Source organism: Nocardia sp. NPDC057227, assembly GCF_042669725.1.
GTDB classification, from domain to species: Bacteria; Actinomycetota; Actinomycetes; order Mycobacteriales; family Mycobacteriaceae; genus Nocardia; species Nocardia asteroides_A.
Genome location: NZ_JBHUXA010000002.1, coordinates 83,026 through 106,286 on the forward strand (window position 1 = coordinate 83,026; position 23,261 = coordinate 106,286).

Consider the following 23,261-nt stretch of genomic DNA (forward strand, 5'->3'; position numbering starts at 1 on the left):
AGCTTACCTTGACGATTCCGGGCTCTGTCAAGGTAACGTTTACGGATCTGAGCGTGGGCCGAACGGCATTGAGCCGCACTGCGCGAACGCAGTGCGGCTCAATGTTTTACGTGAAACCTAGGTGGTGGCCGGCTCAGCCGCCTTCTCGGTGATCACCTCGGCGGCGACGACAGCCGCCCCCGGCTCCACCTTCCCCTCGGCCAGCTCGATGCTCTCCAGGAAGTACGCGCTCTCCCGGTGCACGACCACGTCCACGCCCTCGGTCTCGGCGTCGGCGGGCACGCGCAGCCCCATGGTGAGGTCCATGACCTTGGCGATGATCCAGGTGACGGTGAAGGAGTAGGCGAGGACGGCGAGGACCGCGACCGTCTGCTTGCCGAGCGTCCCGAACCCGCCGCCGTAGAAGAGGCCGGTGGCGCCGGAGGGCGCGGCCGGGTCGGCGAGCAGGCCGATCAGGATGGTGCCGATGACGCCGCCGACCAGGTGGATGCCGACCACGTCGAGCGAATCGTCGAGCCCGAAGCGGAACTTCATGGTGATCGCCAGGCAGCAGACGGCGCCGCAGACCGCGCCGACCGCCAGCGCGCCCATCGGGGAGACCGCGCCGCAGGCGGGGGTGATGCCGACCAGCGCGGCGATCAGCCCGGAGCTGGCGCCGAGCGAGGTGGCGTGGCCGTGCCGCAGCTTCTCCACCACGAGCCAGGCGCAGATGCCCGCGCAGGCGGCGGCCATGGTGTTCAGCGCGACGACGGCGGCGCTGTTGCCCGCGGCCAGCGCGGAGCCGGCGTTGAAGCCGAACCAGCCGAAGAACAGGATGCCGGCGCCGAGCATGGTGAGCGGCAGGCTGTGCGGCCGCGGGGCGTGCGGGAAGATGGCCCGCTTGCCGATGACCAGGATCAGCGCGAGCGCGGCGATACCGGCGTTGACGTGCACCGCGGTGCCGCCGGCGAAGTCGACCGCCTTGAGCGAGTTGGCGATCCAGCCGCCCTGGACCGAGCCGTCGGCGGAGTCGAAGGCGAAGACCCAGTGCGCCACCGGGAAGTACACCAGCGTGGCCCAGAGCCCGGCGAAGAGCATCCAGGAGCCGAACTTCATCCGGTCGGCGACGGCGCCCGCGATCAGCGCCACCGTGATGGCGGCGAAGAGCAGCTGGAACGCCGAGAAGAGCGCCGGTGGCAATCCCGGCTCGACCGGCGCCTCCAGGAGTTTGGACGACCCGAAGTACTCCAGTGGGTCGCCGATCAGGCGCAGGCCGCCCACCGAGTCGCCGAAGGCGACGGAGTAGCCGAACATGATCCACAGCACGCCGACGACGGCCAGCGCGCCGAAGACCATCATCGCCATGTTCAGCGTGCTGCGGACGCTCACCATGCCGCCGTAGAACAGCGCCAGGCCCGCGACCATCAGGGCCACCGCCGTGAATGCGGCGAGAATCCAGGCGGTATTGGCCGCCGCCAGGGCTTCTGTCATTGAACTCACCTACGTCCGTCGTGCCGGATGTTTGCGGCCGCAGTTCAGTGCGGTTGAACAGCAGTAAACGCCGTCGAATGTTGCGAACAATCGACCCGTGGTGAACCGGGAGTTAATCCCTGCCCGATTCGGGTGGTTCCGGGTGGTTACTCGTGCGCGCGAGCACGCGCGTGACGCAACGTGCTCGTAACAGCGAGGCGACCGTGCCGTCACGATCGAATAGTTTCATGTGATTACACAACGATTCACGACATGAGATTCGAGGACGGGTTCATGGGTGCTACCGCCGAGTACCTGATCGTCGGGGGCGGGCTGGAGGGGCTGGCGATCGCCTGGTCGCTCGCCGACCGCGGCGTCACCGACGTGCTGGTGCTGGAGCGGGCGACGCTCTGCTCCGGCATGACCGGCAAGTCCAGCGGCGTGGTGCGCTGCCACTACGGGGTGCCGTCGCTGGCCGCGATGTCCTGGTACGGGGTCGAGGTGTTCGGCAACGCCGCGGCGATCCTCGACGACGACCTGGGCTTTCGCCGCTGCGGCTACGTGGTCGGGGTCGGCCCGGACAACGTCGATCCGCTGAAGGCCAATGTGGCCATGCAGCAGCAGCTCAGCATCGACGTCGACTTCATCGGCCACGACGAGATGGCCGAGCTCTGGCCGGGGCTGCGGCTGGACGACTTCGCCGCCTTCGCCTACGAGCCGCTCGGCGGCCGCGGCGAGGCGTACCTGACCGGCATGGCCTACGCCGCCGCGGCCCGGAGGATGGGGGTCCGGATTCGGCAGGGCGCCGAGGTCGCCGAGCTGCTGCGCGACGGCGACACCGTCACCGGGGTGCGCACCACCGCGGGCGAGACCGTCGCGGCAGGCACCGTGATCCTGGCCGCCGGACCCTGGGTGCCGGCGCTAACCGCGCCGCTCGGCCTCGATGTCCCGGTCCGCGCGCAGCGCGCCCAGCTGGTCCTGGTCGACCAGGGCGAGCCGACCCCCGAGGTGCCGGTCCTCTCCGACCTCGCGAGCCTGCAGTACCTGTGCCGCGAGCCGAACGGCGAACTCCTCGCGGGCAACAGCGACCACGCGGAGGTCGAGTACCTCGACCCGGACGACTATCCGAACCGCGCCGACGACAGCACCGTCGAGCAGGCGATCGGCAAGCTGGAGCACCGGCTCCCCGCCATGCCCGACCCGCGGGTCACCGGCAGCTACGCCGGCGCCTACGACGTGACCCCGGACTACAACCCGATCATCGGCCCCGCGCCGCTGCCCGGCCTCTTCCTCGCCACCGGCTTCTCCGGGCACGGCTTCAAGATCTCGCCCGCCGTCGGGCGGCTCGCCGCCGAGCTGCTGCTGGACGGTGCCACCACCCTGCCGAACGTCGACCCCGCCGATTTCCGCCTCAGCCGCTTCGCCGAGGGTGCGCCGCTCACGAGCCCGCACCCGTACCTCGGCGCGGGCGAGATGCGCTGACCAACAGGAGTACCCCGCATGTCCGACACCGCCACCGTCTCCACCCTCCCGACCAGCACCCGCACGCTGCGCGAGCTGGCCGCCGAGTCCGGCACCACCTTCGTGCTCGCGCTCTTCACCACGCTCTCCGGAAAGCCATGCGCCAAGCTGGTTCCGGTGCAGGCGATCGACCAGCTCGAGCGGGACGGCGTCGGCTTCGCCGGGTACGCCGCCGGCATGATGGGCCAGGAGCCGCGCGACCCCGACCTGGTCGCGGTGCCGGACCCGGCCTCGTTCACCCCGATCCCGTTCGTCCGGCCCGGGCTGGCGCTGGTGCACTGCACCCCGCACGTCGAGGGCGAGCCGTGGCCGTTCGCGCCGCGGGTGATCCTGCAGCGCACGCTGGCCCGCGCCGCGGCCATGGGGTACGCGGTGAACGTCGGCGCGGAGATCGAGTACTTCCTGGTCGACCGGGCGAGCGGCAAGCTGACCACCGCGGACGCCGCCGACGTCAGCGCCCAGCCCTGCTACGACGCCCGCGACGTCACCCGGATGTACGACCACCTGACCGAGATCTCGACGGCGATGAACGCACTCGGCTGGGGCAACTACGCCAGCGACCACGAGGACGGCAACGGCCAGTTCGAGCAGAACTTCGACTACGCCGACGCCATGACCACCGCCGACCGGGTGATCACCGCCCGCTACCTGCTCTCGGTGATCGCCGAGAAGCGCGGCATGACGGCCACCTTCATGCCGAAGCCGTTCACCGACCGGACCGGCTCCGGGATGCACCTGCACCTGTCGCTGTGGCGCGGCGACACGGCGCTCTTCCCCGGCGCCGACCCGCAGGGGCTCGGGCTCTCGCCACTGGCCTACTCGTTCGTCGCGGGCATCCTGGACCACGCCTGCGCGCTGCAGGGCGTCATCGCCCCGACGGTGAACTCCTACAAGCGAACCGGCGCCACCTCGACCACCAGCGGCGCCACCTGGTCACCCCGGCGCGCCACCTACGGCGGCAACGACCGCACGCACTTCCTCCGGGTGCCGGACGGCAACCGCGTCGAGCTGCGCGGCGCGGACGGCTCGGCCAACCCGTACCTGGCCGCAGCCGCCACCATCGCCGCCGGGCTGGACGGGGTCGAGCGCGCGGCGCACCCCGGCCCGCTCGGCGCGGGCGCCGCCGCCGACCTGCCGATGACGCTGGTGCACGCCATGGACGCGCTGGAGGCCGACCCGGTGCTCACCGCCGCGCTCGACGTGGCCGGGCCCGGCGTCGCCGCCTACTTCGCGCAGGCCAAGCGCGCGGAGTTCTTCGCCTGGCACAACACGGTCTCGGACTGGGAGATCGACCACTACCTCACCGCCTTCTGAGAGGAGCGCCATGTGCGGAATCGTCGGGCTTCACCTGCGTGATGCCACCCTCTACCCCCGGCTGGGCGAGCTGCTCACCGGCATGCTGGACCAGATGTGCGACCGCGGGCCGGACTCGGCCGGGATGGCGGTCTACGGCGACCCGGTGTGGTCGCCGCCGGGGCACACCACCGTCTCGGTGCTGGACAGCCCGCTGCCCGCCGCCGAACTCGCGGCGCTGCTGAGCACGGCGACGGGCGCGCCGATCGCGGCGCACGACCTGGACCCCACCCTCGTGCTGCACGGCCCGGTGGCGCACGAGCCGCTGGTCGCGGCGGTGCGCGCGGCCGTCCCCGCGGCCAGGGTGATCGGCTTCGGCTCGGAGCTGACCGTGCTCAAGGGCGTCGGGAACCCGACCGAGCTGGCGCACCGCTTCGGGCTGCCCGCCGCGCAGGGCTGGCAGGGGGTGGCGCACACCAGGATGGCGACCGAGTCGGCGGTCACGGCGGAGGGGTCGCACCCGTTCTCGGTGGGGCCGGGGCAGTGCCTGGTGCACAACGGGTCGTTCAGCAACCACATGAGCATCAGGCACGAGCTGCGGCGCGCGGGCGTCGAGTTCGACAGCGAGAACGACACCGAGGTGGGGGCGCGGTTCGTCGCGCAGCAGCTGGCGGCAGGCGCCGACCTGGAGAAGGCGCTGCTGCTGCTCAACGGGGTCTTCGACGGTTTCTACACGCTGCTGGTGTCGACCGCCGACTCCTTCGCGGTGGTGCGCGACGCCATCTCCTGCAAGCCGGCGATCGTCGCGGAGACCGATCGCTGGGTGGCGATGGCGTCGGAGTACCGCGCCCTCGCCGAGCTGCCCGGCGTCGCCGACGCCCGGATCTTCGAACCCGAACCGGAAGAGGTGTACGTATGGCGCCGACCGCAGTGAGCCGAGAAACTCCGACCCGAGCGGCGGGCACGGTTGCCGCCGCCGGAACGGGGGCCGTGCTCGAGGAGCAGCCGGACGCGGCCGCGGCCGCGGGGAGCCGCGGCGCCGTCGACGCGCCTGCGGCGGGGGAGCACGCCACCGTCGACGCGACGGCCGCGGGCGTGCGGGCGGTGAACGCGCTGCTGGCCGGGCCGGAGCGCCCGGCCACGCTGACCATCACCGACCCGCGCGGGGCGCATGCCCTCGCCTGCGGGCTGGACGCCGACGTCGAGGTCACCATCGAGGGCCACGTCGGCTACTACTGCGCAGGCATGAACCAGCGCGCGACCGTGACCGTGCGGGGCAGCGCGGGCGTCGGGGTGGCGGAGAACATGATGTCCGGCACCGTGCGGGTCGAGGGCGACGCCTCGCAGTCGGCGGGCGCGACCGCGCACGGCGGGCTGCTGGTTATCGAGGGCAATGCCGGTGCGCGCTGCGGGATCTCGATGAAGGGCGTCGATATCGTCGTCGGGGGCGATATCGGGCACATGAGCGCCTTCATGGGGCAGGCGGGCAGGCTGGTGGTACTCGGCGACGCCGGTGAGGCGCTGGGTGATTCGCTCTACGAGGCCCGGATCTATGTGCGCGGCCGGGTCGCCTCGCTCGGCGCCGACTGCGTGCGCAAGGAACTGCGCCCGGAGCACCTGGCCGAGCTGGCCGAGCTGCTCGCCGCCGCCGGTTTCGACGCCGACCCGGCCGAGTTCACCCGCTACGGCTCGGCCCGCGAGCTGTACCACTTCCACGTCGACAACGCGAACGCGTACTGAGGAGGCCACCGATGACCGGAACACTGCCGAGGGAATCCGCCACCTTCGACCGCGGCGTGATCGCCGAGATCCAGCGCGCGGCGGAGACCGGCATCTACGACATCCGCGGCTGGGGCGCCAAGCGCAGACTGCCGCACTTCGACGACCTGGTCCTGCTCGGCGCCTCCATGTCGCGCTACCCGCTGGAGGGGTACCGCGAGCGCTGCGGCACCGATGTGGTGCTCGGCGACCGCAACGCGAAACACCCGCTGCACCTCGACATCCCGATCACCATCGCGGGCATGAGCTTCGGCGCGCTCTCCGGCCAGGCCAAGGAGGCGCTCGGCCGCGGCGCCAGCGCCATGGGCACCTCGACCACCACCGGCGACGGCGGCATGACCCCCGAGGAGCGGGGACAGTCCAAAAACCTCGTCTACCAGTACCTTCCCTCCCGCTACGGGATGAACCCGGACGACCTGCGGCAGGCCGACGCCATCGAGATCGTGCTCGGCCAGGGCGCCAAGCCTGGCGGCGGCGGCATGCTGCTCGGGCAGAAGATCACCGAGCGGGTGGCCGGGATGCGCACCCTGCCGCAGGGAATCGACCAGCGCAGCGCGTGCAGGCACCCGGACTGGACCGGGCCGGACGACCTGGCCATCAAGATCCTGGAGCTGCGCGAGATCACGCAGTGGGAGAAGCCGATCTACATCAAGGTCGGCGCGAGCCGCACCTACTACGACGTCAAGCTCGCGGTGAAGGCCGGGGCGGACGTGGTGGTGGTCGACGGGATGCAGGGCGGGACCGCCGCCACCCAGGAGGTCTTCATCGAGCACGTCGGGATTCCGACGCTGGCGGCGATCCCGCAGGCGGTGCAGGCGCTGCAGGAGCTCGGGGTGCACCGGAAGGTGCAGCTCATCGTCTCCGGCGGGATCCGCACCGGTGCCGACGTGGCCAAGGCGATGGCGCTCGGCGCGGACGCGGTCGCCATCGGCACCGCCGCGCTCATCGCGCTCGGCGACAACAGCCCGCGCTACGCCGCCGAGTACGCGGCGCTCGGCAGCGCGGCGGGCAGCTACGACGACTTCCAGGCGGGCCGGGATCCGGCGGGCATCACCACCCAGGACCCGGAACTCGCCGCCCGGCTCGACCCGGTCGACGGCGGCCGCAGACTCGCCAACTACCTGCGGGTGCTGACCATGGAGGCGCAGACCCTCGCCCGCGCCTGCGGGAAGTCGCACCTGCGCAACCTGGAGCCGGAGGATCTGGTCGCGCTCACCGTCGAGGCGTCGGCCATGGCCCGCGTTCCGCTCGCGGGCACCTCCTGGATTCCCGGAGCGGTGGGGTGACGGGGGCCGTGTCGCCCGCCGGGTTCGTGCGCCACAGCACCGGCAGCGAAGGATTCGATCCCCGCCCCGCGGTGGGGGCACCCCGATGACGGGGCTGTTCGCGACGGATGCCGCCGCGCGGGCGTTCGACCCGCTGTGGGATGAGATCCTGGCCGTCGGGCGCGACCCCGGAACCGGCGGGTACCGGCGGTTCGCCTGGGCGGACGCGGATCTCACGCTGCGCGAATGGTTCACCGGCTGCGCGGCGGCGCGCGGCATGGACGTGGAGATCGACCGCAACGGCAACCTCTGGGCCTGGTGGCTCCCCCCGGCCTGGACCGGGGAACCGGAGAACGCCTTCGTCACCGGCTCGCACCTGGACTCGGTGCCGGACGGCGGCGCCTTCGACGGCCCGCTCGGCGTCGTCTCCGCCTTCGCCGCGGTGGATCTGGTGCGCGCGCGGGGCATCACCCCGCGGGTGCCGGTCGCGGTCACCTGCTTCGTGGACGAGGAGGGCGCCCGCTTCGGCGTCGCCTGCATCGGCTCCCAGCTCAGCGCCGGTGCGCTCGCCCCGGAGCGCGCCCTGCGGCTGCGCGACGGCGACGGCATCACCCTGGCCGAGGCGTTGCGCGCGGCGGGCCGCGACCCGGCCGCGCTCGGCCCGGACCCGCTGCTGGCGAGCAGGATCGGCGTCTTCGTCGAACTGCACGTCGAGCAGGGCCGCGCCCTCGACCTGGTGGACCGCCCGATCGCCCTCGCCTCCTCGATCTGGCCGCACGGCCGCTGGGAGTTCACCTTCACCGGCGAGGCCAACCACGCGGGCGCCACCCGCCTGGTCGACCGCCGCGACCCCATGCTCACCTTCGCCACCGCCGTGCACGCCGCTCGCAGCACCGCCGAGAAGCACCGCGCCGTCGCCACCTTCGGCAAGGTGCTGGTCGCCCCGAACGGCACCAATGCCATCCCCTCCGCGGTCCGCGCCTGGCTGGACGCCCGCGCCGCCGACGAGGCCACGCTGACCGCCCTGGTCGCCGAGATCGAGGTACTCGCGGGCAAGGCCGCCGCCGACGGCGGCATCGGCTTCGCCGCCGAGGCCGAATCCCGCTCACCCATCGTGGAATTTCCGCCGGAGCCGCGCGCCAGGCTGAGCGCCGCGCTCGCGCACCTCGGCGATGTCCCGGTGATCCCCACCGCCGCCGGCCACGATGCCGGGGTGCTGGCCGAGCGGGTGCCGACCGCCATGCTCTTCGTCCGCAACCCGACCGGCGTCTCGCACTCCCCGCACGAGTTCGCCGAGGCGGCGGACTGCCACCGGGGCGCGGCGGCACTGGCGGAGGTGATGGCGGCCTGGGTGCGCTGAAAAACAGAGAGCACTGCTCTTGACTCGGCGCTGCAATCCGTGGAACACTTCTCTCAACAGAGAGCAGTGCTCACAGAGGAGAGATCATGAACGCCGAGTCCCGCTACCTCGCCCCCGCAGGCGGCGACAACGTCTTCAACCGGATCGTGCGCAAGCTCGCGCAGTGGGGCATCAGCCTGGCCGGGTCGAAGGAGCTCGCCGTGCGCGGCCGGAAGAGCGGCGAGTGGCGCACCGTCCCGGTGAACCCGATGGAGATCGACGGCGCGCGCTACCTGGTCTCCCCGCGCGGCCACACCCAGTGGGTGCGCAACCTGCGCGCGGCGGGCGGCGGCGAGCTGCGGCTCGGCCGCAAGGTACAGCCGTTCACCGCGGTCGAGGTGCCCGACGCCGAGAAGAACCCGCTGCTGCGCGAGTACCTGCGGCGCTGGGGCTGGGAGGTCGGCCGCTTCTTCGACGGCATCGACAAGAACGCCACCGACGAGCAGCTGGCCGGGATCGCGCCCGGCTTCCCGGTCTTCCGGCTGAACTGACTCAGCCGCGCCGGATCAGGAACTCGACGGCCGCCGCGTAGCCGAAGACGCCCATCCCGGCGACCACCGCCGTCGCGATCGGCGAGACGTAGGAGTGGTGCCGGAACTCCTCGCGGGCGTGCACGTTGCTGATGTGCACCTCGACGATCGGCAGCTCCGGGATCACCAGCGCGTCGCGCAGCGCCACCGAGGTGTGCGTGAGCCCGCCCGGGTTGATCACGATGCCGGACGCCACGCCGCGCGCGGCGTGGATCCGGTCGATCAGCGCGCCCTCGGAGTTGGACTGGAATGCCGCGATCTCGCGGCCGTACCGCTCCGCCGTCGCGCGGCAGAGCGCCACCACGTCGTCGAGGGTGTCCGAGCCGTATACCTCCGGCTGCCTGGTGCCGAGCATGTTCAGGTTCGGGCCGTTGAGCACCAGGATCGGGCCGGGAGCTGACATGCGGGCCACCCTACCGGCCCGCGGTCAGAGATCCTTCGGGCCTTCGGCGCGCAGGTCGTCGACGGTCTTCATGGCCGCGCGCAGCTCTTCCAGCCAGGACTCGGCGTGCTCGCCCGCCAGCCGGACGGTCCAGGCCAGCGCATCCGACCGCGACCGCGCGACGCCCGCGTCGACCAGGGTGTCGAGCACCTTGCGCTCCGGCTGCCGCAGCCGGGTCATCACCGGCACCGCGAGGTGGGTGAAGAGGATCCGCTCGCCGTCCACCGTGATACCCCAGGCGACATTGCGCCGGTAGCGGTGCTGTGCCTCCTCCGCGATCCGCATGCGCGCCGAGCGGGTGCCCTCGCGGAAACGCGCGATCGCGCCCTCCTTCGTCGCGGCCGGGATGGGCTCGCCCTCGCCGGGCTGCTCGCCGGGCGGCGTCAGCCGGAGCTCGCCGACCACCACGATCTCGTCCCGGTCGATCTCCAGCGTCGGCGCACCGACGAACCACTCCTCCGGCAATCTCCCGGCGAACCAATCGGCGGCATCCGCCGCGTCGGGGAGGTCGGCCTGCTGCCAACCGCCGGGCCTGCCGAATCCGCGTCGCTGTCCGTGTCCCATCACGTCACCTGCCTGTCACTCGTCTTGCAGTGATTACAAGATTACGTCGACATGCGCCTTACCGGTTGCGCTCAGCGCGAACACGCCCGGGATCCACCCGAATCGCCGAAGCGGGCGGTTGGTGGCCCGCCCGCCCGGCAGGGCCGGTACGGTAGCGGCGCCGGTTGTCTCGACAGCGCCGGGCGGAGGTCATGATCGGCCCCCGGTTCGCCGGGTTGGGGCACAATGAAGGTGCTGAGCATGCGTGGCGTCCCCGGTGCTCCAGGTGTCGCCGGTGGAGACTGGTCGGATACGGTTGTCTTGTTGCTGAAGTGACAAGAGTGAAGAGTGGGCGGACATGGATGTGTGGGGATCCCGCCGCTTTCGCCTCCGGAGCGCATTGGCACTCGTGGGTGTAGCGGCTATCGCGATCGCGATGGGATCATGCGGTGTACACGAGCAGCGGAACGCGGCGGAGGCGGTTGTCGAACGGTTCACGGAGTTGCTCGACGATCGTGATTACGCCGGTGCCGCCCAGCTGACCTCCTATCCCGCCGCCGCCTCGGCAACTCTCGAGCAAATGTTCAAGGGGCTCGACCCCGGCACCGTCGACTACGCCAAGACCCAGTTCATCGCGCTCGACGCGGAGTCCGGGATGTACAGCATGGACGTCGACTGGTCCTTCGGTGAGAACAAGGAGTGGCGCTACTCGCTGCAGGGCAATGTGCGCAAGCTCGCCATCGGCTGGCGGATCTCCTGGGAGCCGAGCGTCGTCATGCCGCCGCTGCAGAACAACCGCACCGTCCGGCTGGTCCGCACGCTGCCCGCGCCGGCGCCGAAGGTGGTCGACATCGCGGGCGCGCCGCTGATGACCGAGCAGAACATCAACGTGATCAAGCTGGACCCGGCCCGGATCGGCGACCCCGTCGCCGCCACCGACGCGCTGGCCCGCGCCATCGAACCGGTCGCCCCGCTGATCACCGGCCCCGCGCTCATGCAGCAGCTCGCCACCTCGCAGGGCAAGCCGATCACCGCCGTCAACCTGCGCGACGGCGACTTCGAGATCCTGGAGCCCGACCTGGTCGCGGTGCAGGGGGCCGTGATCGAGAAGCAGCCGCGGCTCATCTCCGCCGACCGCCGGGTCTGGTCGCCGATGCTCGACGCGCTGCGCAAGGTGCAGCAGGAGAGCCAGGAGGCGCACTCCGGCTGGGGCGTGCAGCTGTTCGAGCCGGACGGGAAGTTCGCCGGGCAGGTCGCGGGGTATCAGGGCCCGCCAGGGCCGGATATCGCGGCCACCATGGACCAGCGGCTGCAGCGCGCCGCCGAGGACGCCGTGGTGAGCTCGGCGACGCCCGCGTCGATCGTGGCGATCCAGCCGTCCAGCGGCGCGGTGGTCGCGGTGGCGCAGAACAGCCAGGCCAGCGAGCACGGTCCGGTCGCCTTCACCGGGCTCTACCCGGTCGGGGGTACCTCGGAGCTGTTCCGCCTGGTCGCCTCGGTGGCGCACGGCAAGCCGCCGCAGGAGGTCACCGGGCAGGAGGCCGCCGACGCGGCGGCGCTGCTCGGGGTCGGGGTGGACTTCCAGGTGCCTGGACTGGACGAGGTCACCGGGCGGCTGCCCGGCGGTCGCGGTGCGGAGCAGGTGAGCCAGAACGGCGGCGGGGACGCCATCCTGGCCAGCCCGTTCGGTATGGCCATCGCCACCGCCGCGGTCGCCCGCGGCGCGCTGGCGCCGCCGATGATCGAGGTCGGCCGCCCCGGCGCCACCGATGCCCCGCTCGGCGGGCTGAACCCGGAGATGGTGGATCGGCTGCGCGGCCTGCTGCGCGACGGCACCGGCCGCCCCGAGTTCGCCTCGGTGCGCGGCTACCGGGACGTCAGCGGGCTCGCGGCCACCGCGGGCGCCGACGGCTGGCTCCTCGCCACCATGGGCGACCTGGCCTTCGCCATCCATATCGACGCCGTCGACAGCGGCGACGCCACCGCGCGGATGGCCGCGCGGCTGCTGCAGTCTCTGGCCGCCCCCGACTCCTGACACGACGCCGCGCGCCGACCGGAGCAGGATCAGCCAGCGCGGAGACCGCGCGGCGCGCCAGGTGAGCGAACCAGCCCAGCGCGGAGACCGCGGCGCGCCAGTTGAGCGAAATCAGCCGAGGGCGGAGACCGCGGCGCGCCAGCCGAGCAGGAAGAGCGCGAGTACCCCGGTCGCGACCAGCACGAAGCTGAAGGCGGTGCCCTGACCGGAGACCGCGCGCAGCACCATCCCGCCGGCCAGGGTGACCGCCCAGATCAGCACGCCGGACGGCCAGAGCAGGGAGCCGTCGAATGCGTCGGCGGTGCGCCTGGCCAGCAGCAGCGCGCCGAGCCAGCCGAGCGCGAGCCCGGCGGCGAACGGCCACGCCGTGCGCAGCAGCCCGGCCAGCACCGCCTCCTCGTGGCTGCGTCTGCCGATGGCGCAGAACAGGATCACCAGCACGACATCGACGAGCAGCGGCACCAGGGTCCTCACGGGCTCCGAGCGTACCGGCGGTTCGCCCCCGCGCTCAGCGCGGCAGGCCGACCAGGTCGGCGATCAGCCGCAGGTGCCGGTCGAAGTACTCGGCGCGCGCCGCGACCATGCCGTCCAACCGGCCGAAGAGTTCGAAGGAGACCGCGCCGAAGAGCTGGGTCCAGGCCAGCAGCACCCGGTCCAGCAGCTCCGGGGCGATCCCGCCCGGCTGCGCGTCGATGAGTTGCTCGAGGTCGGAGCGGTAGGCGGCGGGCACCGGGTCGGCGGGCGGGGTGGCGTGCGCCGCGGCGATCTCGGCGAGCAGCAGGATCACCTCGGCGGCGGGCGCCGTCGTCTCCGGCGGTGCGCTGTAGCCGGGTACCGGCGTGCCGTAGACCAAGCCGTACTCCGCCGGATGGGCCAGCGCCCACGCCCGCACCGCGTGGCCGACGGCGAGCCAGCGCGCGCGGGGGCGATCGTCCGGAATCGCGGCGGCGGCGGTGCGGGCCGCGTCCCGCAGGTCGCCGTACGCGTCCACGATGAGCGCGGTGAGCAGCGCGTCCCGGCTCGGGAAGTAGCGGTAGAGCGCCGAGGCGACCATGCCCATGTCCCTGGCCACCGCGCGCAGCGAGAGGTTCGCGCCGTCCGCGGCCAGCCGCCTGCGCGCGACCTCTTTGATCTCGCGGTTCATCTCGGACCGAACCCGGGCGCGAATCGAAGGAGCTGCCATGCGTTCAGTGTACAGTGTTCTCGAAACGTATTGCTGTTCTCGTGAGAGGTGTTTCCCCATGTCACTGCATGTCGTCGTCGGGGCTGGGCCGGTGGGCACCGCCACCGCCCTGCTGCTCGCGGAGCGGGGCGAGCGGGTGCGGCTGCTGACCCGCGGCGGCGCCGGCCCCGAGCATCCGGCCGTCGAGCGGGTGGCCGCGGACGCCACCGATCCGGCCGTGCTCACCGGGCACGCCGACGGCGCGGTGGCGCTGTACTGCTGCGCGGGCCCGCCCTACCCCCGCTGGGCGACCGACTGGCCGCCGCTCGGCGCCGCCTTCCTCCGGGCCGCCGCGGCCACCGGCGCGGTGTACGCGGGCACCGGCAACCTCTACGGCTACGGCGCGGTCGACGGCCCGATCACCGAGGAGCTGCCGCTGCGGCCGAATTCGGTGAAGGGGCGGGTGCGCGCCGCGCTGTGGGAGGAGGCACTGGCCGCGCACGAGTCGGGGCAGCTCCGCGCGGTCGAGGTACGGGGCTCGGACTACCTCGGCGCCGGTGCGGTGACCTCGTTCGGAGTCATGGTGCTGCCCAAGGTGCTGGCCGGGCGCACCGCGTCGATCCCGGCCGACCTCGACGCCCCGCACAGCTGGACCCACACCGGCGACGTCGCTCGCACCCTGGTCGCGGTAGCCGCCGATGAGCGGCACCTGGGCAGGCCGTGGCACGTGCCGACCGCACCCCCGGTCTCGATCCGCGCCCTCGCGGCCATGGCCGCCGAGTTGGCGGGCGCCGCACCCGCCCGGGTGCGGCGCATGCCGGGAATCGCCCTCCGGCTGGCGGGGCTCTTCGATGCCGACGCCAGGGCGATGGTCGAAGTGCAGTACCAGTTCCAGCGCCCGTTCGTCCTCGACTCCAGCGCAGCGCGCAGGGAGCTCGGCCTGGAACCGACGCCGACCGCGGCGGCGCTGCGCGCCATGATCGGCTGACTCAGCGCGGGCGGCGGGATTCGAACTCCCGCTCGTACTCCGCCTCGTCGGCGTGCGGGGTGCGGAAGAGGAAGGCGAAGACGATCCAGCCGACGATCGCGACCAGCACGAAGCTCACCATGCGGTAGACGAAGGCGGCGGCGACGGCCTGGGCGGCGGGCAGCCCGGCGGCGGCGGTCAGCGCGTAGATCAGGGTGGCGTCCACGTAGACGATGCCGCCCGGCGCGAACGGGATCGAGCCGACCGCCTTGCCCGCGGCGAAGGCGATGAGCAGCCCGGCCCAGACCGGGTCGCCGCCGATGGCGTAGCAGGCGGCGCCGAGGCAGGCCACGTCGGCGAGCCGGTGCACCACCGCCCATACCCCGACCAGCGCGCCGTCGGTGCTGCTGAGCCGCACCGACTCCAGCTGGCCGAGCATCTCGGTGACCTTGGCCAGCCCGTGCTCGCGCGGCCGCTTGCGCACCCGGTTCACCAGTGCGAGCCCGCGCCGGAGCAGCGCCTCCAGCGAGCCGGGCCGGCGCGCGAGGTAGTTGCCCGCGGTGGCGAGCGCGGCCACCGCGGCGAGCGAGAGCACCAGCTGGGCCGGGCCGATCCGGTCGCCGGCCAGGATCGCGCCGCTCACCCCGAGCAGCGCGAGCCCGGCCGCGGCGACAACGCCGGAGAAGACCAGCTGCCAGGAGGCGACCACCGGGTTGGCGCCCCAGCGCCTGGTCTGCCGGTAGGTGAAGGCGGTGGAGAAGACCTGCCCGGCGGGCAGCGTCACCGACATCGCGGTCGCGCCGTAGACCACCGCCACCGAGCGCAACTGGCTGACCAGCACCCCGCCCGCGCGCAGCAGCTGCTTCTGCACCCGGCCGAAACCGCTCATCGAGAGCGCCTGCAGGACGACGCAGAGCGCCACCCAGCCCCAGTGGATCTCGGTGAGCTTCTGCCAGCTCTCGTGCAGCCGCGGCCAGAGGTAGACGCCCTCGCCGGCGAGCAGCGCCAGCACCGCGATGCCGAGCAACCAGCGCAGCCAGCGGTACCGGGCGCGTTTCGGGACACGGCGTGCCGGGGTACCCACCCGTTCGCCGTTGGCCGTCACTGTCTCAGCCTAGCCAACGGGCCTGTTCCGAGTCGGCAGCACCGCTCGCGCCGGTGCGCTCCCGCGGCCAGGCCAGCAGCGTCATCCGACGGCGGCCGCGCAGCTGGACCTCCTCGCCGGTGGTCCAGAAGCTCTGCTCGGCGTCGTCCGCGAAATACAGCGCGCTGCCGGAGGCGAGCACCCGCTCCGGGCGGTCCTTGGCGAGTTCGGTCAAGCGCGACGCCTCGTTCACCGGGTCGCCGATCACGGTGTACTCGAAGCGGTTGGCGGCGCCGATATTGCCCGCGACGGCCAGTCCGGCGGAGACCCCGATGCCGATGTCGAGGCCGGGCACCTCGCGCAGCGTCTCGCGCAGCTCGCGGGCGGCGGCGAGCGCGGCGGTCGGGGCGTCGGGGCGGTCCAGCGGGGCGCCGAAGATGGCGAGCGCGGCGTCGCCGACGAACTTGTTGACGAAGCCGTGGTGCCGGTCGATGACGTCGACCACGATCCGGAAGAACTCGTTGAGCAGGCTGACCACCTCGGTCGGCGGCCGCTCGGCCGCGGTCGCGGTGGAGCCGACCATGTCCACGAAGAGCACCGCGACGAACCTGGTCTCGCCGCCCAGCTCGGTGCCGTAGTCGAGCGCGCGCTGCGCGACCTCCTCGCCGACGTGCCTGCCGAAGAGCTCCTGCAGCTGGCGGCGCTTGGCCGCCTCCTCCATCATCCGGTTGAAACCGACCTGGAGCAGCCCGATCTCGCTGCCGTCGAACACCTCGACCTGCACGTCCACCGAGCCGTCCTGCACCCGGTCGATGGCCTGGCTGAGCTGGCGCACCGGGTCGGAGATGCTGGAGCCGGTGAGCATCGACAGAGCCAGGGCCTGCAATATCACCACGCCGCAGAGCAGCAGGATCGAGACGGCGAGCGACTGCGCGGAGAACTTCACGTCCGAGGAGATCTGGGTGACGCAGAGCAGCACGATCGCGATGGTCGGCGCGAAGGTGCCCATGCCCCAGGTCATCGCCATCCTGGTGCCGACGCCGGGGGTGAGCGTGTGGTCGAAGGTGCCCTCGGTGAGCGCCTGCGCCGCGACCGGGCGCAGGATGCGCTCGCCGAGCATGTAGGTGAAGCCGAAGACGATGGTCGCCGCCATGCACTGGGTGACGATCACCGCCAGCGCCAGCTCGGGCGAGTCGAGCAGGATGAAGCCGGTCAGGATGCCGCCGCCGACCAGCCAGATGAGCAGGTGCACGATGGCCTGGCGCAGCGGGGCGTGCAGCGCGGCCATCTGCTCGCGCCTGCTCGGCGGCCCGCCGCGCATCTGCCAGCGCATGACCGGGCGCAGCATGAGCGCCGACGCGGTCAGGCTGAGCACCCCGCCCGCGCCGAAGACGGCGACCGGGACCAGCAGCCCCGTCCGCCGCGGCCCGCCCTGCTCGCCCTCGGGGACCGGCAGCCCGTACTGGATGAAGGCCCAGACCAGGATGCCGCCGAAGGCATTGGCCAGCAGCATGGAGGTCAGGTAGAGCGGCCACCGCGTTCGCATGGTCTGTTTGACCGCTGCGATTGCTTCGAGGGGGGCCGACACGACAAACAATCTAGCGTTTCGGCTCCGGGCGCACGCCCGAGTGTCGCGTGCGGCGGATACGCTCGCGGAATGACCGAGGCAGCGGCGAAGCCGGAGCGGCATCCGGCGGACGCGGTGCACCCGCTGGTCCGGCAGAGCGCGGAGTGGGCCTGGCGGCTGCTGGTGATCCTCGGCGCCTTCCTGGCGCTGAGCATGATCGTGCAGCGGATGGCGACCGTGGTGATCCCGATCGCCATCGCGCTGCTCGCGGCGGCGCTGCTTGCCCCGCTGGTGGACTGGATGCAGCGCAGGGGGGTGCCGCGCGGGGCCGGCGTCTTCGTCACGTTGCTCGGCTCGATCGGGCTGGTGGCCGGAGTCCTGACCTTCGTGGTCGAGCAGTTCATCGACGGCGTGCCGCAGCTCTCCGACGAGGTCACCAACAGCATCCACACCATCCAGGACTGGCTGATCAACGGCCCGCCGCACCTCAGCGACGACCAGATCCGCAGTGCGGGCGACACCATCGTCCAGACCATCCAGGACAATCAGGACAGCGTGACCAGCGGCGCGCTCACCACCGCGACGGTGGTCGGGCACATCCTCACCGGCACCTTCCTCACCCTGTTCATCCTGATCTTCTTCCTCTACGGCGGCGAGCAGATCTGGCAGTTCGTCACCCGGATCGTGCCGACCGCGCACCGCGCCCGCACCCGCACCGCGGGCAGGCTCGGCTTCGGCTCGCTGGTCGGCTTCGTCCGGGCGACCGTCGTCGTGGCCGCGGTGGACGCCATCGGCATCGGTGCCGGACTCGCGATCCTCGGTGTGCCGCTGGCGCTTCCGCTCGGCTCGCTGGTCTTCGTCGGCGCCTTCATCCCGATCATCGGCGCCTTCCTGGCCGGCTTCATCGCGGTCTTCATCGCGCTGGTCACGAAGGGTTTCGTCACCGCGCTGATCGTGCTCGGCATCATCATCGCGGTGATGCAGCTGGAAGGGCATGTGCTGCAACCGCTGCTGCTCGGCCGGGCGGTGAGCATCCACCCGCTGGCCGTGGTGCTGGCGATCACCGCGGGCGTCGTGGTCGCCGGGATCGTCGGCGGGTTGCTCGCGGTGCCCATCGTCGCGGTGCTGAACACCGCCATCCGGTCGCTGCTCGCCGGTGAGCCGGAGGAGATGTTCGAGGAGATCCAGACCGTCACCCCGGAGCACGGGCTCTACGACGCCGAGCCGGACGACATGCCCGCACCGGACCGGCTGGAACTCGGTACCGTCGCCGCCGAGGAGTCGGCGCGGGTGGCGCTGCGCAAGCGCACGGCCGATCGGGGTGACGCGGCCGGCGGTGGCCCGGCGGCACGGCCGGAGTCCGCCGCGCGACCCGGCGGAGACGACGCCGATGAGCGACCCGGGCAGGGCTGACTCGGCGGGCGCGGCCCGCCGGACGGACTCGACCGGCGCCGCCGTCGCCCCGCTCTGGCGCGCCGCGCAGGCGTTTCGCCTGGTCACCCTGCTGTACGCGGTGGGGCAGCAGGTCGCGTCGGTGCCGAACTACCACAACCAGCGGCTGAGCTGGGTGCTGATCGCGCTGATGGCGGTGTGGTCGGGGGTGAGCGCGCTGATGCTCTCGCAGTGGCACTTTCCCGAGGTGGCGCGGCGGCTGCGGGTCTGGGTGGTGATCGGCGACCACGTGGTGGTGATCCTGCTGATCGCCTCGACCCGGCTGGTCGCCGATTACGACTGGTACCACGGCCACCAGACCCTGCCGACCACGCTCTGGGCCACCAACGCGGTGATCTCCGCCGCCATCCTGCGCGGCCCGGTGGCCGGTGTGCTCTCCGGGCTGCTCATCGCCTCGGTCGCGCTGACCGTGCGCGACCAGTGGGGCAACGACGTCTGGACCGATGCCACGGTGCCGGTGCTGGTCTCGGTCGGGCTCGCGCTCGGGCTCGCCGCCGAGACCGCGCGCCGGGCGCAGGGCCAGGTGGAGCGCGCGGTGCGGCTCACCGCGGCCGCCGAGGAGCGCGAGCGGCTGGCCCGCGAGGTGCACGACGGCGTGCTCCAGGTGCTCGCCTACATCAAGCGGCGCGGCACCGAGATCGGCGGCGCCACCGCGGAACTCGCGCGGCGCGCGGGTGAGCAGGAGGTGGCGCTGCGGGTGCTGCTCTCCGAGCAGGGCGGGCGGCGGGACGGTGGCGAGCCCGGCGACGAGGTCGACCTGCGGCCGCTGCTCACCGCGCAGGCCCGGCCCGACGTGTCGGTCTCCACCCCCGGCGAGCCGGTGCTGCTCGGCCCCGCGGCCGCCGCCGAGCTGGACGGGGCGGTGCGCAACGCGCTGGCGAACGTCGCGCAGCACGCCGGGCCGGAGGCGAAGGCGTATGTCCTGCTGGAGGACACCGGCGAGGAGCTGATCGTGAGCGTGCGCGACGACGGGGTCGGCATTCCGCCGGGGCGGCTGGCCGAGGCCGAGGCGGAGGGGCGGCTCGGGGTGTCGCGCAGCATCGTCGGCAGGCTGGGCGCGCTCGGCGGCACCGCGGTGCTGCTCACCGAGGAGACCGGCGGGGTCGGGTTCGGCACGGAGTGGGAGTTCCGTATCCCGCTGCGGGGGGTGGCACGATGAGTGGCGTGAGCGAGTCGGGCCAGGAGGCGGGAGCGGAGCGTAGCCACGGAGGGCGCGAGGTGTCGGTGATGGTCGTGGACGACCACCCGATGTGGCGGGACGGGGTTTCCCGCGACCTCGCTGAGGCGGGGTTCACCGTCGCCGCCACCGCCGACGGCGTCGGCACCGCTGGTCGCAGGGCCGCCGCGGTACAGCCGGACGTCGTACTCATGGACATGCAGCTGCTCGACGGCACCGGCGCGCAGGCCACCGCCGAGGTGCTCCGGGTCTCCCCGCACAGCCGGGTGCTCGTGCTCAGCGCCTCCGCCGAGCGCGACGACGTCCTCGAGGCCATCAAGGCCGGCGCCACCGGCTACCTGGTGAAGAGCGCCTCCGCCACCGAGCTGATCGAGGCGGTGCGCGCCACCGCGGCCGGTCAACCCGTCTTCACACCGGGGTTGGCCGGGCTGGTGCTCGGCGAGTACCGCCGGATCGCCACCACCCCGCCCGCCGCGGACGAACCGCACCGCCCCGCGCTCACCGACCGGGAGACCGAGGTGCTGCGCATGGTCGCCAAGGGGCTCTCCGCCAAGCAGATCGCGGGCAGGCTCAACCTCAGCCACCGGACGGTGGAGAACCACGTGCAGGCCACGCTGCGCAAACTCCAGCTGGCGAACCGCGTCGAGCTCACCCGCTACGCCATCGAACAGGGCCTCGAGTAGGACGCCGGTCTCCGGGTTCGCCCTGATGCCGCGGTACCGAAATCGTCGGTAATCTCGAAGGATGGGTGGGTCCGAGGCAGAGTCAGGTGAGGAGCCCCGCGTGCGCGAGTCAGGCCCGGTGGCGGAGGCGGAACGTGCGCCCACTCCGCACCATGTGAGCGATCGCGAGCTGCGGGTGTCCGACGCCGAGCGCGAGCACGTCGGGCAATTGCTGCAGCGCGCCGTCGGATTGGGCATGCTCTCGCTCGGCGAGTTCACCGAGCGGATGGACACCGCGCTGGCCGCCAAAACCCGCGGCGAGCTCAACGCCGTGCTCATCGATCTGCCCGGCATGCGGCTGGTCGGCCGCCCCGCCGCGCCCGCGTCGAACTTCGTGAACTACCCGCCCGGCCCCGCCTTCGCCCCCCGCCCGGCGCAGCCGATCTCCGGCGACGGTGGCTCGGTGATCCGGGCCAGGATGTCCGGCGTCACCCGCAGGGGGCGCTGGCAGGTGCCGCCGGTGCTGCGGCTGAACTCCTGGATGTCCTCGGTGACGCTGGATTTCACCCAGGCGATCATGACCACCCAGGTGGTCGAGCTGCACATGGACGACTACTGCAGCGGCCTCACCCTCGTCGTCCCCACCGAGACCACCGTCGACCTGAACAACATCGACCTGATCGGCTCCAGCATCAGCAACAAGGTGCGCACCGGCCCGCCCTTCGGCAGGCTGCACCTGATCGTGCAGGGCCGGGTCCGCTTCGGCTCGGTCACCGCGAAGCACCCGCTCAGCGCGCACTGGCGCAAGCTGATGGGGTATCAGCACTGATCAGGCGTGTACGCCGAGCCTGCGGGCGAAGGTGCGCAGCGGCAGCCTGCGGTCGTGGTCGAGCAGCTCCGAGACGATGTGCTTCGGCAGCGTCTGGTACTTGAGCCAGTCCGCGCCGCCGACCCGCTCGGCGTCGAGCAGGGTGTCCAGCGCCCGCCCGCGCTTGCCGGTGCGGGTCAGCGCGACCGCGGTGTCGGTGAGGTGCCTGGCCCGGGAGGCCTGCGGCAGCCCGCACCGCGCAGGCATGGTGGCGGCGGCCGCCAGCGCCTCCGGGTAGCGCTCGGCCGAGACGTTCACGTCCACCGTCTGCATGACGACCTGGGACGGGCCGAAGTAGGTCTCGTAGTCGCGCCGGTCGGCGCCGAGCCGCCCCGCCACCTCGCCTGCGGCCTGTACCAGCGCGAGCGCCTCGGGGACCTCCTGCGCGCGGCCCGCCGCCGTCGCGCCCTGCAGCACCAGCGAGCCGTAGGCGGCCAGGTGCGGCGCGGCGACCTCGCCGTCGGGCTCCAGCTCGGCGGCGGCGCGCAGCGCGACACCGCGCGACTCGGCGTAGCGGCCCTGCACCAGCAACTGCCAGGCGACCGAGCCGCGAATCGTGGCGAGCAGCAGCGGATCGTCGCCGCGCTCGGCGGCGGTGAGCGCCTGCCGGATCGCCAGGAAGGCCGGATCGGTCTGGCCCAGGTGCACCAGCGTGCAGCCGGTGACCCAGTACATCCGGGCCAGCAGCTCGTTCGCCGGGGCCACCGAGCCGTTGCGCGCGGCATGCACCGTCGCACGGAGCTGGGTGAGCCCGGTCGGCAGCAGCGAGGTGAGCAGTTCGTAGCGGCCGGTCCAGTAGGCGCCCCAGGCGTACTCGACCGCGCGGCGGCCCTCGTCCAGGTCGGCGGAGCGGTCGTCCGGGGCGGCGCCGAGCAGGTCGTCGACCGGGGTGAGGGCGCGGCGGATCGCGACGATGCCCGCGTCCGGGTCGGTGGAGGGGACGCCGCCCTGCTTCTTGCCGATCAGGTCGGCGATGTCGACGTCGAGGGCGCGGGCGATCTTCTGCAGGCTCGCGATCGACGCCGTCTGCCTGCCGCCCTGCTCCAGCTTGCGCACCAGATCGACGCTGACGCCGGCCTGGTCCGCTAGCTGCCGCTGGGTCAGCGCGCGCCCGCGGAAGTAGCGGATCCGCACTCCGATCGTCGAATCGTCCATGCCCACCCTGCCCCTTTGTTAAATCCAGGTTTCAGGGTACGACGCTATTCCGCATTCGGGGTGGTGAGTGGGACATTGCGTACGACTCGTTGACGTGTCCATGGAATACCTTGGCATTTCTGCAACTTTGACACTGCAAAGGGCGGGCAACGAATGATCACCCATCCCGAGATCTTCGTAGGGGCCCGGAGCGCGGAACGCGCGACGTGGCCTGCGACACCGGAACAGCGGTCGAGCTGCGGCCTACTACTCGACCTCCGCGACGAGGGGGAGGGATGAGGGCGATGTTCGAATCCTGTCACTCCCCGCACGATGTGGCGTACCTGCTCCGACATCGCTACGGGCTGCCGGTCCAGCTCTTCGCCGGCCGTCCGACCGTGAGCACCGGCTCGGTGCTCGGCGCCGTGGTGATGCCGCCCGAGCTCGGCCGCGCCGTGCTGAACCGCCTGGAGCGGGAGCGGCCCGCGCCGGTGATCGCCGACCCCGGCGACGGTAGCTGGACCTTCCTGGTCACCCCGCCGATCCCGGCCGCGCCGCTGGACATTCACGAGCGGCACACCCTCGCCGGGCACCGGGTGACCGTGGTGCCGAGCGGGCGTCACGTGATGCTGCCGACCGTCGACAGCAGCCTCGGCTACCACTGGGTCGGCGAACCCGGCGCGGGTGCGCTCGCCATGCCCGCGCGCGGCGCTGTGCTGGCCGCGGTGCACGCCGTCACCCGCTTGACCGCTACGTAGTCCCAGGTCGGGTAGATCCCGGCGGCGTGCAGGGGGTTTCTACTCATGCCGGGGGGCGCCGCCGCGCCGACGATGGGTGCATGACCACACTCATCGATCCGGCCCTGGTCGCGCGGTTGTCCGGGGAGTTCACCGATCTGGGTACGCGCATGGGCGCACTCGGGCGCGATCTGG

At 72.3% G+C, this 23,261-nt stretch carries 22 protein-coding genes; 14 read left to right on the top strand and 8 right to left on the bottom strand.

The window, feature by feature from the left end:
* Window positions 1-117: 117 nt before the first annotated feature.
* Window positions 118-1,470 carry an ammonium transporter gene (locus ACFUJ1_RS03645; protein ID WP_378642077.1) on the bottom strand — a complete coding sequence of 451 codons (1,353 nt, stop codon included), beginning with the start codon at window positions 1,468-1,470 and terminating at the stop codon, window positions 118-120.
* 273 nt (window positions 1,471-1,743) lie between these two features.
* Between ACFUJ1_RS03645 and ACFUJ1_RS03650 the strand changes: the two genes are divergently transcribed.
* From ACFUJ1_RS03650 to ACFUJ1_RS03680, 7 genes are all read left to right on the top strand, one after another.
* A complete protein-coding gene (locus tag ACFUJ1_RS03650) occupies window positions 1,744-2,931 on the top strand; it encodes an NAD(P)/FAD-dependent oxidoreductase (protein WP_378642938.1) in 1,188 nt (395 codons plus the stop codon).
* Between the two features lie 18 nt (window positions 2,932-2,949).
* Window positions 2,950-4,284, top strand: a complete 1,335-nt coding sequence (gene glnT / locus ACFUJ1_RS03655) for a type III glutamate--ammonia ligase (protein WP_378642079.1) — start codon at window positions 2,950-2,952, stop codon at window positions 4,282-4,284.
* Window positions 4,285-4,294: 10 nt separating this feature from the next.
* The gene (locus tag ACFUJ1_RS03660) at window positions 4,295-5,197 is read left to right on the top strand and encodes a glutamine amidotransferase family protein (protein WP_378642080.1); all 903 of its coding nucleotides are present in this window, start codon (window positions 4,295-4,297) and stop codon (window positions 5,195-5,197) included.
* A complete protein-coding gene (locus ACFUJ1_RS03665; protein WP_378642081.1) occupies window positions 5,179-6,003 on the top strand; it encodes a protein glxC in 825 nt (274 codons plus the stop codon). The genes ACFUJ1_RS03660 and ACFUJ1_RS03665 overlap by 19 nt, the downstream gene beginning before the upstream one ends.
* Before the next feature lie 11 nt (window positions 6,004-6,014).
* A complete protein-coding gene (locus ACFUJ1_RS03670; protein WP_378642083.1) occupies window positions 6,015-7,328 on the top strand; it encodes an FMN-binding glutamate synthase family protein in 1,314 nt (437 codons plus the stop codon).
* Window positions 7,329-7,413: 85 nt separating this feature from the next.
* The gene (locus tag ACFUJ1_RS03675; protein WP_378642085.1) at window positions 7,414-8,667 is read left to right on the top strand and encodes an allantoate amidohydrolase; all 1,254 of its coding nucleotides are present in this window, start codon (window positions 7,414-7,416) and stop codon (window positions 8,665-8,667) included.
* Between the two features lie 86 nt (window positions 8,668-8,753).
* Window positions 8,754-9,197 (top strand): nitroreductase family deazaflavin-dependent oxidoreductase, encoded by a 444-nt coding sequence (locus tag ACFUJ1_RS03680; RefSeq protein ID WP_378642087.1) that lies wholly within the window; start codon window positions 8,754-8,756, stop codon window positions 9,195-9,197.
* 1 nt (window position 9,198) lies between these two features.
* Here the strand turns inward: ACFUJ1_RS03680 and aroQ are convergent, their stop codons facing one another.
* Both aroQ and ACFUJ1_RS03690 read right to left on the bottom strand, forming a co-directional pair.
* On the bottom strand, window positions 9,199-9,639 hold the full coding sequence (aroQ, locus tag ACFUJ1_RS03685; RefSeq protein ID WP_378642089.1) for a type II 3-dehydroquinate dehydratase: 441 nt from the start codon (window positions 9,637-9,639) through the stop codon (window positions 9,199-9,201).
* 24 nt (window positions 9,640-9,663) lie between these two features.
* A complete protein-coding gene (locus tag ACFUJ1_RS03690; RefSeq protein ID WP_378642091.1) occupies window positions 9,664-10,242 on the bottom strand; it encodes a hypothetical protein in 579 nt (192 codons plus the stop codon).
* 415 nt (window positions 10,243-10,657) lie between these two features.
* Between ACFUJ1_RS03690 and ACFUJ1_RS03695 the strand changes: the two genes are divergently transcribed.
* Window positions 10,658-12,256, top strand: a complete 1,599-nt coding sequence (locus ACFUJ1_RS03695) for an NTF2-like N-terminal transpeptidase domain-containing protein (protein WP_378642093.1) — start codon at window positions 10,658-10,660, stop codon at window positions 12,254-12,256.
* A 111-nt stretch (window positions 12,257-12,367) separates the two neighbouring features.
* Here the strand turns inward: ACFUJ1_RS03695 and ACFUJ1_RS03700 are convergent, their stop codons facing one another.
* Window positions 12,368-12,730: a DUF3054 domain-containing protein gene (locus ACFUJ1_RS03700; protein WP_233015113.1), complete on the bottom strand. Its 363-nt coding sequence runs from the start codon at window positions 12,728-12,730 to the stop codon at window positions 12,368-12,370.
* Window positions 12,731-12,764: 34 nt separating this feature from the next.
* Entirely contained in the window at window positions 12,765-13,439 is a 675-nt protein-coding gene (locus ACFUJ1_RS03705) for a TetR/AcrR family transcriptional regulator (protein WP_378642095.1), read from the bottom strand.
* Window positions 13,440-13,497: 58 nt separating this feature from the next.
* On the opposite strand from ACFUJ1_RS03705, the gene ACFUJ1_RS03710 reads away from it, so the two are divergent.
* Window positions 13,498-14,406 (top strand): NAD-dependent epimerase/dehydratase family protein, encoded by a 909-nt coding sequence (locus ACFUJ1_RS03710; protein ID WP_378642097.1) that lies wholly within the window; start codon window positions 13,498-13,500, stop codon window positions 14,404-14,406.
* A gap of 1 nt (window position 14,407) precedes the next feature.
* Here ACFUJ1_RS03710 and ACFUJ1_RS03715 read toward each other — a convergent pair whose 3' ends face one another.
* Entirely contained in the window at window positions 14,408-15,490 is a 1,083-nt protein-coding gene (locus ACFUJ1_RS03715; protein ID WP_378642099.1) for a YbhN family protein, read from the bottom strand.
* 4 nt (window positions 15,491-15,494) lie between these two features.
* On the bottom strand, window positions 15,495-17,015 hold the full coding sequence (locus ACFUJ1_RS03720; protein WP_378642101.1) for an adenylate/guanylate cyclase domain-containing protein: 1,521 nt from the start codon (window positions 17,013-17,015) through the stop codon (window positions 15,495-15,497).
* Between the two features lie 111 nt (window positions 17,016-17,126).
* On the opposite strand from ACFUJ1_RS03720, the gene ACFUJ1_RS03725 reads away from it, so the two are divergent.
* The 4 genes from ACFUJ1_RS03725 (at window position 17,127) to ACFUJ1_RS03740 (ending at window position 21,156) form a co-directional block, all read left to right on the top strand.
* Window positions 17,127-18,449 carry an AI-2E family transporter gene (locus tag ACFUJ1_RS03725; RefSeq protein WP_378642103.1) on the top strand — a complete coding sequence of 441 codons (1,323 nt, stop codon included), beginning with the start codon at window positions 17,127-17,129 and terminating at the stop codon, window positions 18,447-18,449.
* Window positions 18,427-19,647 (top strand): MacS family sensor histidine kinase, encoded by a 1,221-nt coding sequence (gene macS / locus ACFUJ1_RS03730; protein ID WP_378642105.1) that lies wholly within the window; start codon window positions 18,427-18,429, stop codon window positions 19,645-19,647. The genes ACFUJ1_RS03725 and macS overlap by 23 nt, the downstream gene beginning before the upstream one ends.
* A 68-nt stretch (window positions 19,648-19,715) precedes the next feature.
* Window positions 19,716-20,348, top strand: a complete 633-nt coding sequence (locus tag ACFUJ1_RS03735) for a response regulator transcription factor (protein WP_233021056.1) — start codon at window positions 19,716-19,718, stop codon at window positions 20,346-20,348.
* A gap of 154 nt (window positions 20,349-20,502) precedes the next feature.
* Window positions 20,503-21,156 (top strand): DUF1707 domain-containing protein, encoded by a 654-nt coding sequence (locus tag ACFUJ1_RS03740; RefSeq protein ID WP_378642106.1) that lies wholly within the window; start codon window positions 20,503-20,505, stop codon window positions 21,154-21,156.
* Here ACFUJ1_RS03740 and ACFUJ1_RS03745 read toward each other — a convergent pair whose 3' ends face one another.
* Complete coding sequence (locus ACFUJ1_RS03745) at window positions 21,157-22,350, bottom strand: helix-turn-helix domain-containing protein (RefSeq protein ID WP_378642107.1); 1,194 nt, start codon at window positions 22,348-22,350, stop codon at window positions 21,157-21,159.
* Window positions 22,351-22,634: 284 nt separating this feature from the next.
* Here ACFUJ1_RS03745 and ACFUJ1_RS03750 point away from each other — a divergent pair, with 284 nt between their 5' ends.
* Complete coding sequence (locus ACFUJ1_RS03750; protein WP_378642109.1) at window positions 22,635-23,087, top strand: hypothetical protein; 453 nt, start codon at window positions 22,635-22,637, stop codon at window positions 23,085-23,087.
* Window positions 23,088-23,261: the final 174 nt, after the last annotated feature.

What these genes read in the sequence shown, in the direction of transcription:
- ACFUJ1_RS03645 (WP_378642077.1), bottom strand. Translation starts at nt 1,470, where the DNA reads ATGACAGAAGCCCTGGCGGCGGCCAATACCGCCTGGATTCTCGCCGCA.
- ACFUJ1_RS03650 (WP_378642938.1), top strand. Translation starts at nt 1,744, where the DNA reads ATGGGTGCTACCGCCGAGTACCTGATCGTCGGGGGCGGGCTGGAGGGG.
- glnT (WP_378642079.1), top strand. Translation starts at nt 2,950, where the DNA reads ATGTCCGACACCGCCACCGTCTCCACCCTCCCGACCAGCACCCGCACG.
- ACFUJ1_RS03660 (WP_378642080.1), top strand. Translation starts at nt 4,295, where the DNA reads ATGTGCGGAATCGTCGGGCTTCACCTGCGTGATGCCACCCTCTACCCC.
- ACFUJ1_RS03665 (WP_378642081.1), top strand. Translation starts at nt 5,179, where the DNA reads ATGGCGCCGACCGCAGTGAGCCGAGAAACTCCGACCCGAGCGGCGGGC.
- ACFUJ1_RS03670 (WP_378642083.1), top strand. Translation starts at nt 6,015, where the DNA reads ATGACCGGAACACTGCCGAGGGAATCCGCCACCTTCGACCGCGGCGTG.
- ACFUJ1_RS03675 (WP_378642085.1), top strand. Translation starts at nt 7,414, where the DNA reads ATGACGGGGCTGTTCGCGACGGATGCCGCCGCGCGGGCGTTCGACCCG.
- ACFUJ1_RS03680 (WP_378642087.1), top strand. Translation starts at nt 8,754, where the DNA reads ATGAACGCCGAGTCCCGCTACCTCGCCCCCGCAGGCGGCGACAACGTC.
- aroQ (WP_378642089.1), bottom strand. Translation starts at nt 9,639, where the DNA reads ATGTCAGCTCCCGGCCCGATCCTGGTGCTCAACGGCCCGAACCTGAAC.
- ACFUJ1_RS03690 (WP_378642091.1), bottom strand. Translation starts at nt 10,242, where the DNA reads ATGGGACACGGACAGCGACGCGGATTCGGCAGGCCCGGCGGTTGGCAG.
- ACFUJ1_RS03695 (WP_378642093.1), top strand. Translation starts at nt 10,658, where the DNA reads ATGGGATCATGCGGTGTACACGAGCAGCGGAACGCGGCGGAGGCGGTT.
- ACFUJ1_RS03705 (WP_378642095.1), bottom strand. Translation starts at nt 13,439, where the DNA reads ATGGCAGCTCCTTCGATTCGCGCCCGGGTTCGGTCCGAGATGAACCGC.
- ACFUJ1_RS03710 (WP_378642097.1), top strand. Translation starts at nt 13,498, where the DNA reads ATGTCACTGCATGTCGTCGTCGGGGCTGGGCCGGTGGGCACCGCCACC.
- ACFUJ1_RS03720 (WP_378642101.1), bottom strand. Translation starts at nt 17,015, where the DNA reads ATGCGAACGCGGTGGCCGCTCTACCTGACCTCCATGCTGCTGGCCAAT.
- ACFUJ1_RS03725 (WP_378642103.1), top strand. Translation starts at nt 17,127, where the DNA reads ATGACCGAGGCAGCGGCGAAGCCGGAGCGGCATCCGGCGGACGCGGTG.
- macS (WP_378642105.1), top strand. Translation starts at nt 18,427, where the DNA reads ATGAGCGACCCGGGCAGGGCTGACTCGGCGGGCGCGGCCCGCCGGACG.
- ACFUJ1_RS03735 (WP_233021056.1), top strand. Translation starts at nt 19,716, where the DNA reads ATGGTCGTGGACGACCACCCGATGTGGCGGGACGGGGTTTCCCGCGAC.
- ACFUJ1_RS03745 (WP_378642107.1), bottom strand. Translation starts at nt 22,350, where the DNA reads ATGGACGATTCGACGATCGGAGTGCGGATCCGCTACTTCCGCGGGCGC.
- ACFUJ1_RS03750 (WP_378642109.1), top strand. Translation starts at nt 22,635, where the DNA reads ATGTTCGAATCCTGTCACTCCCCGCACGATGTGGCGTACCTGCTCCGA.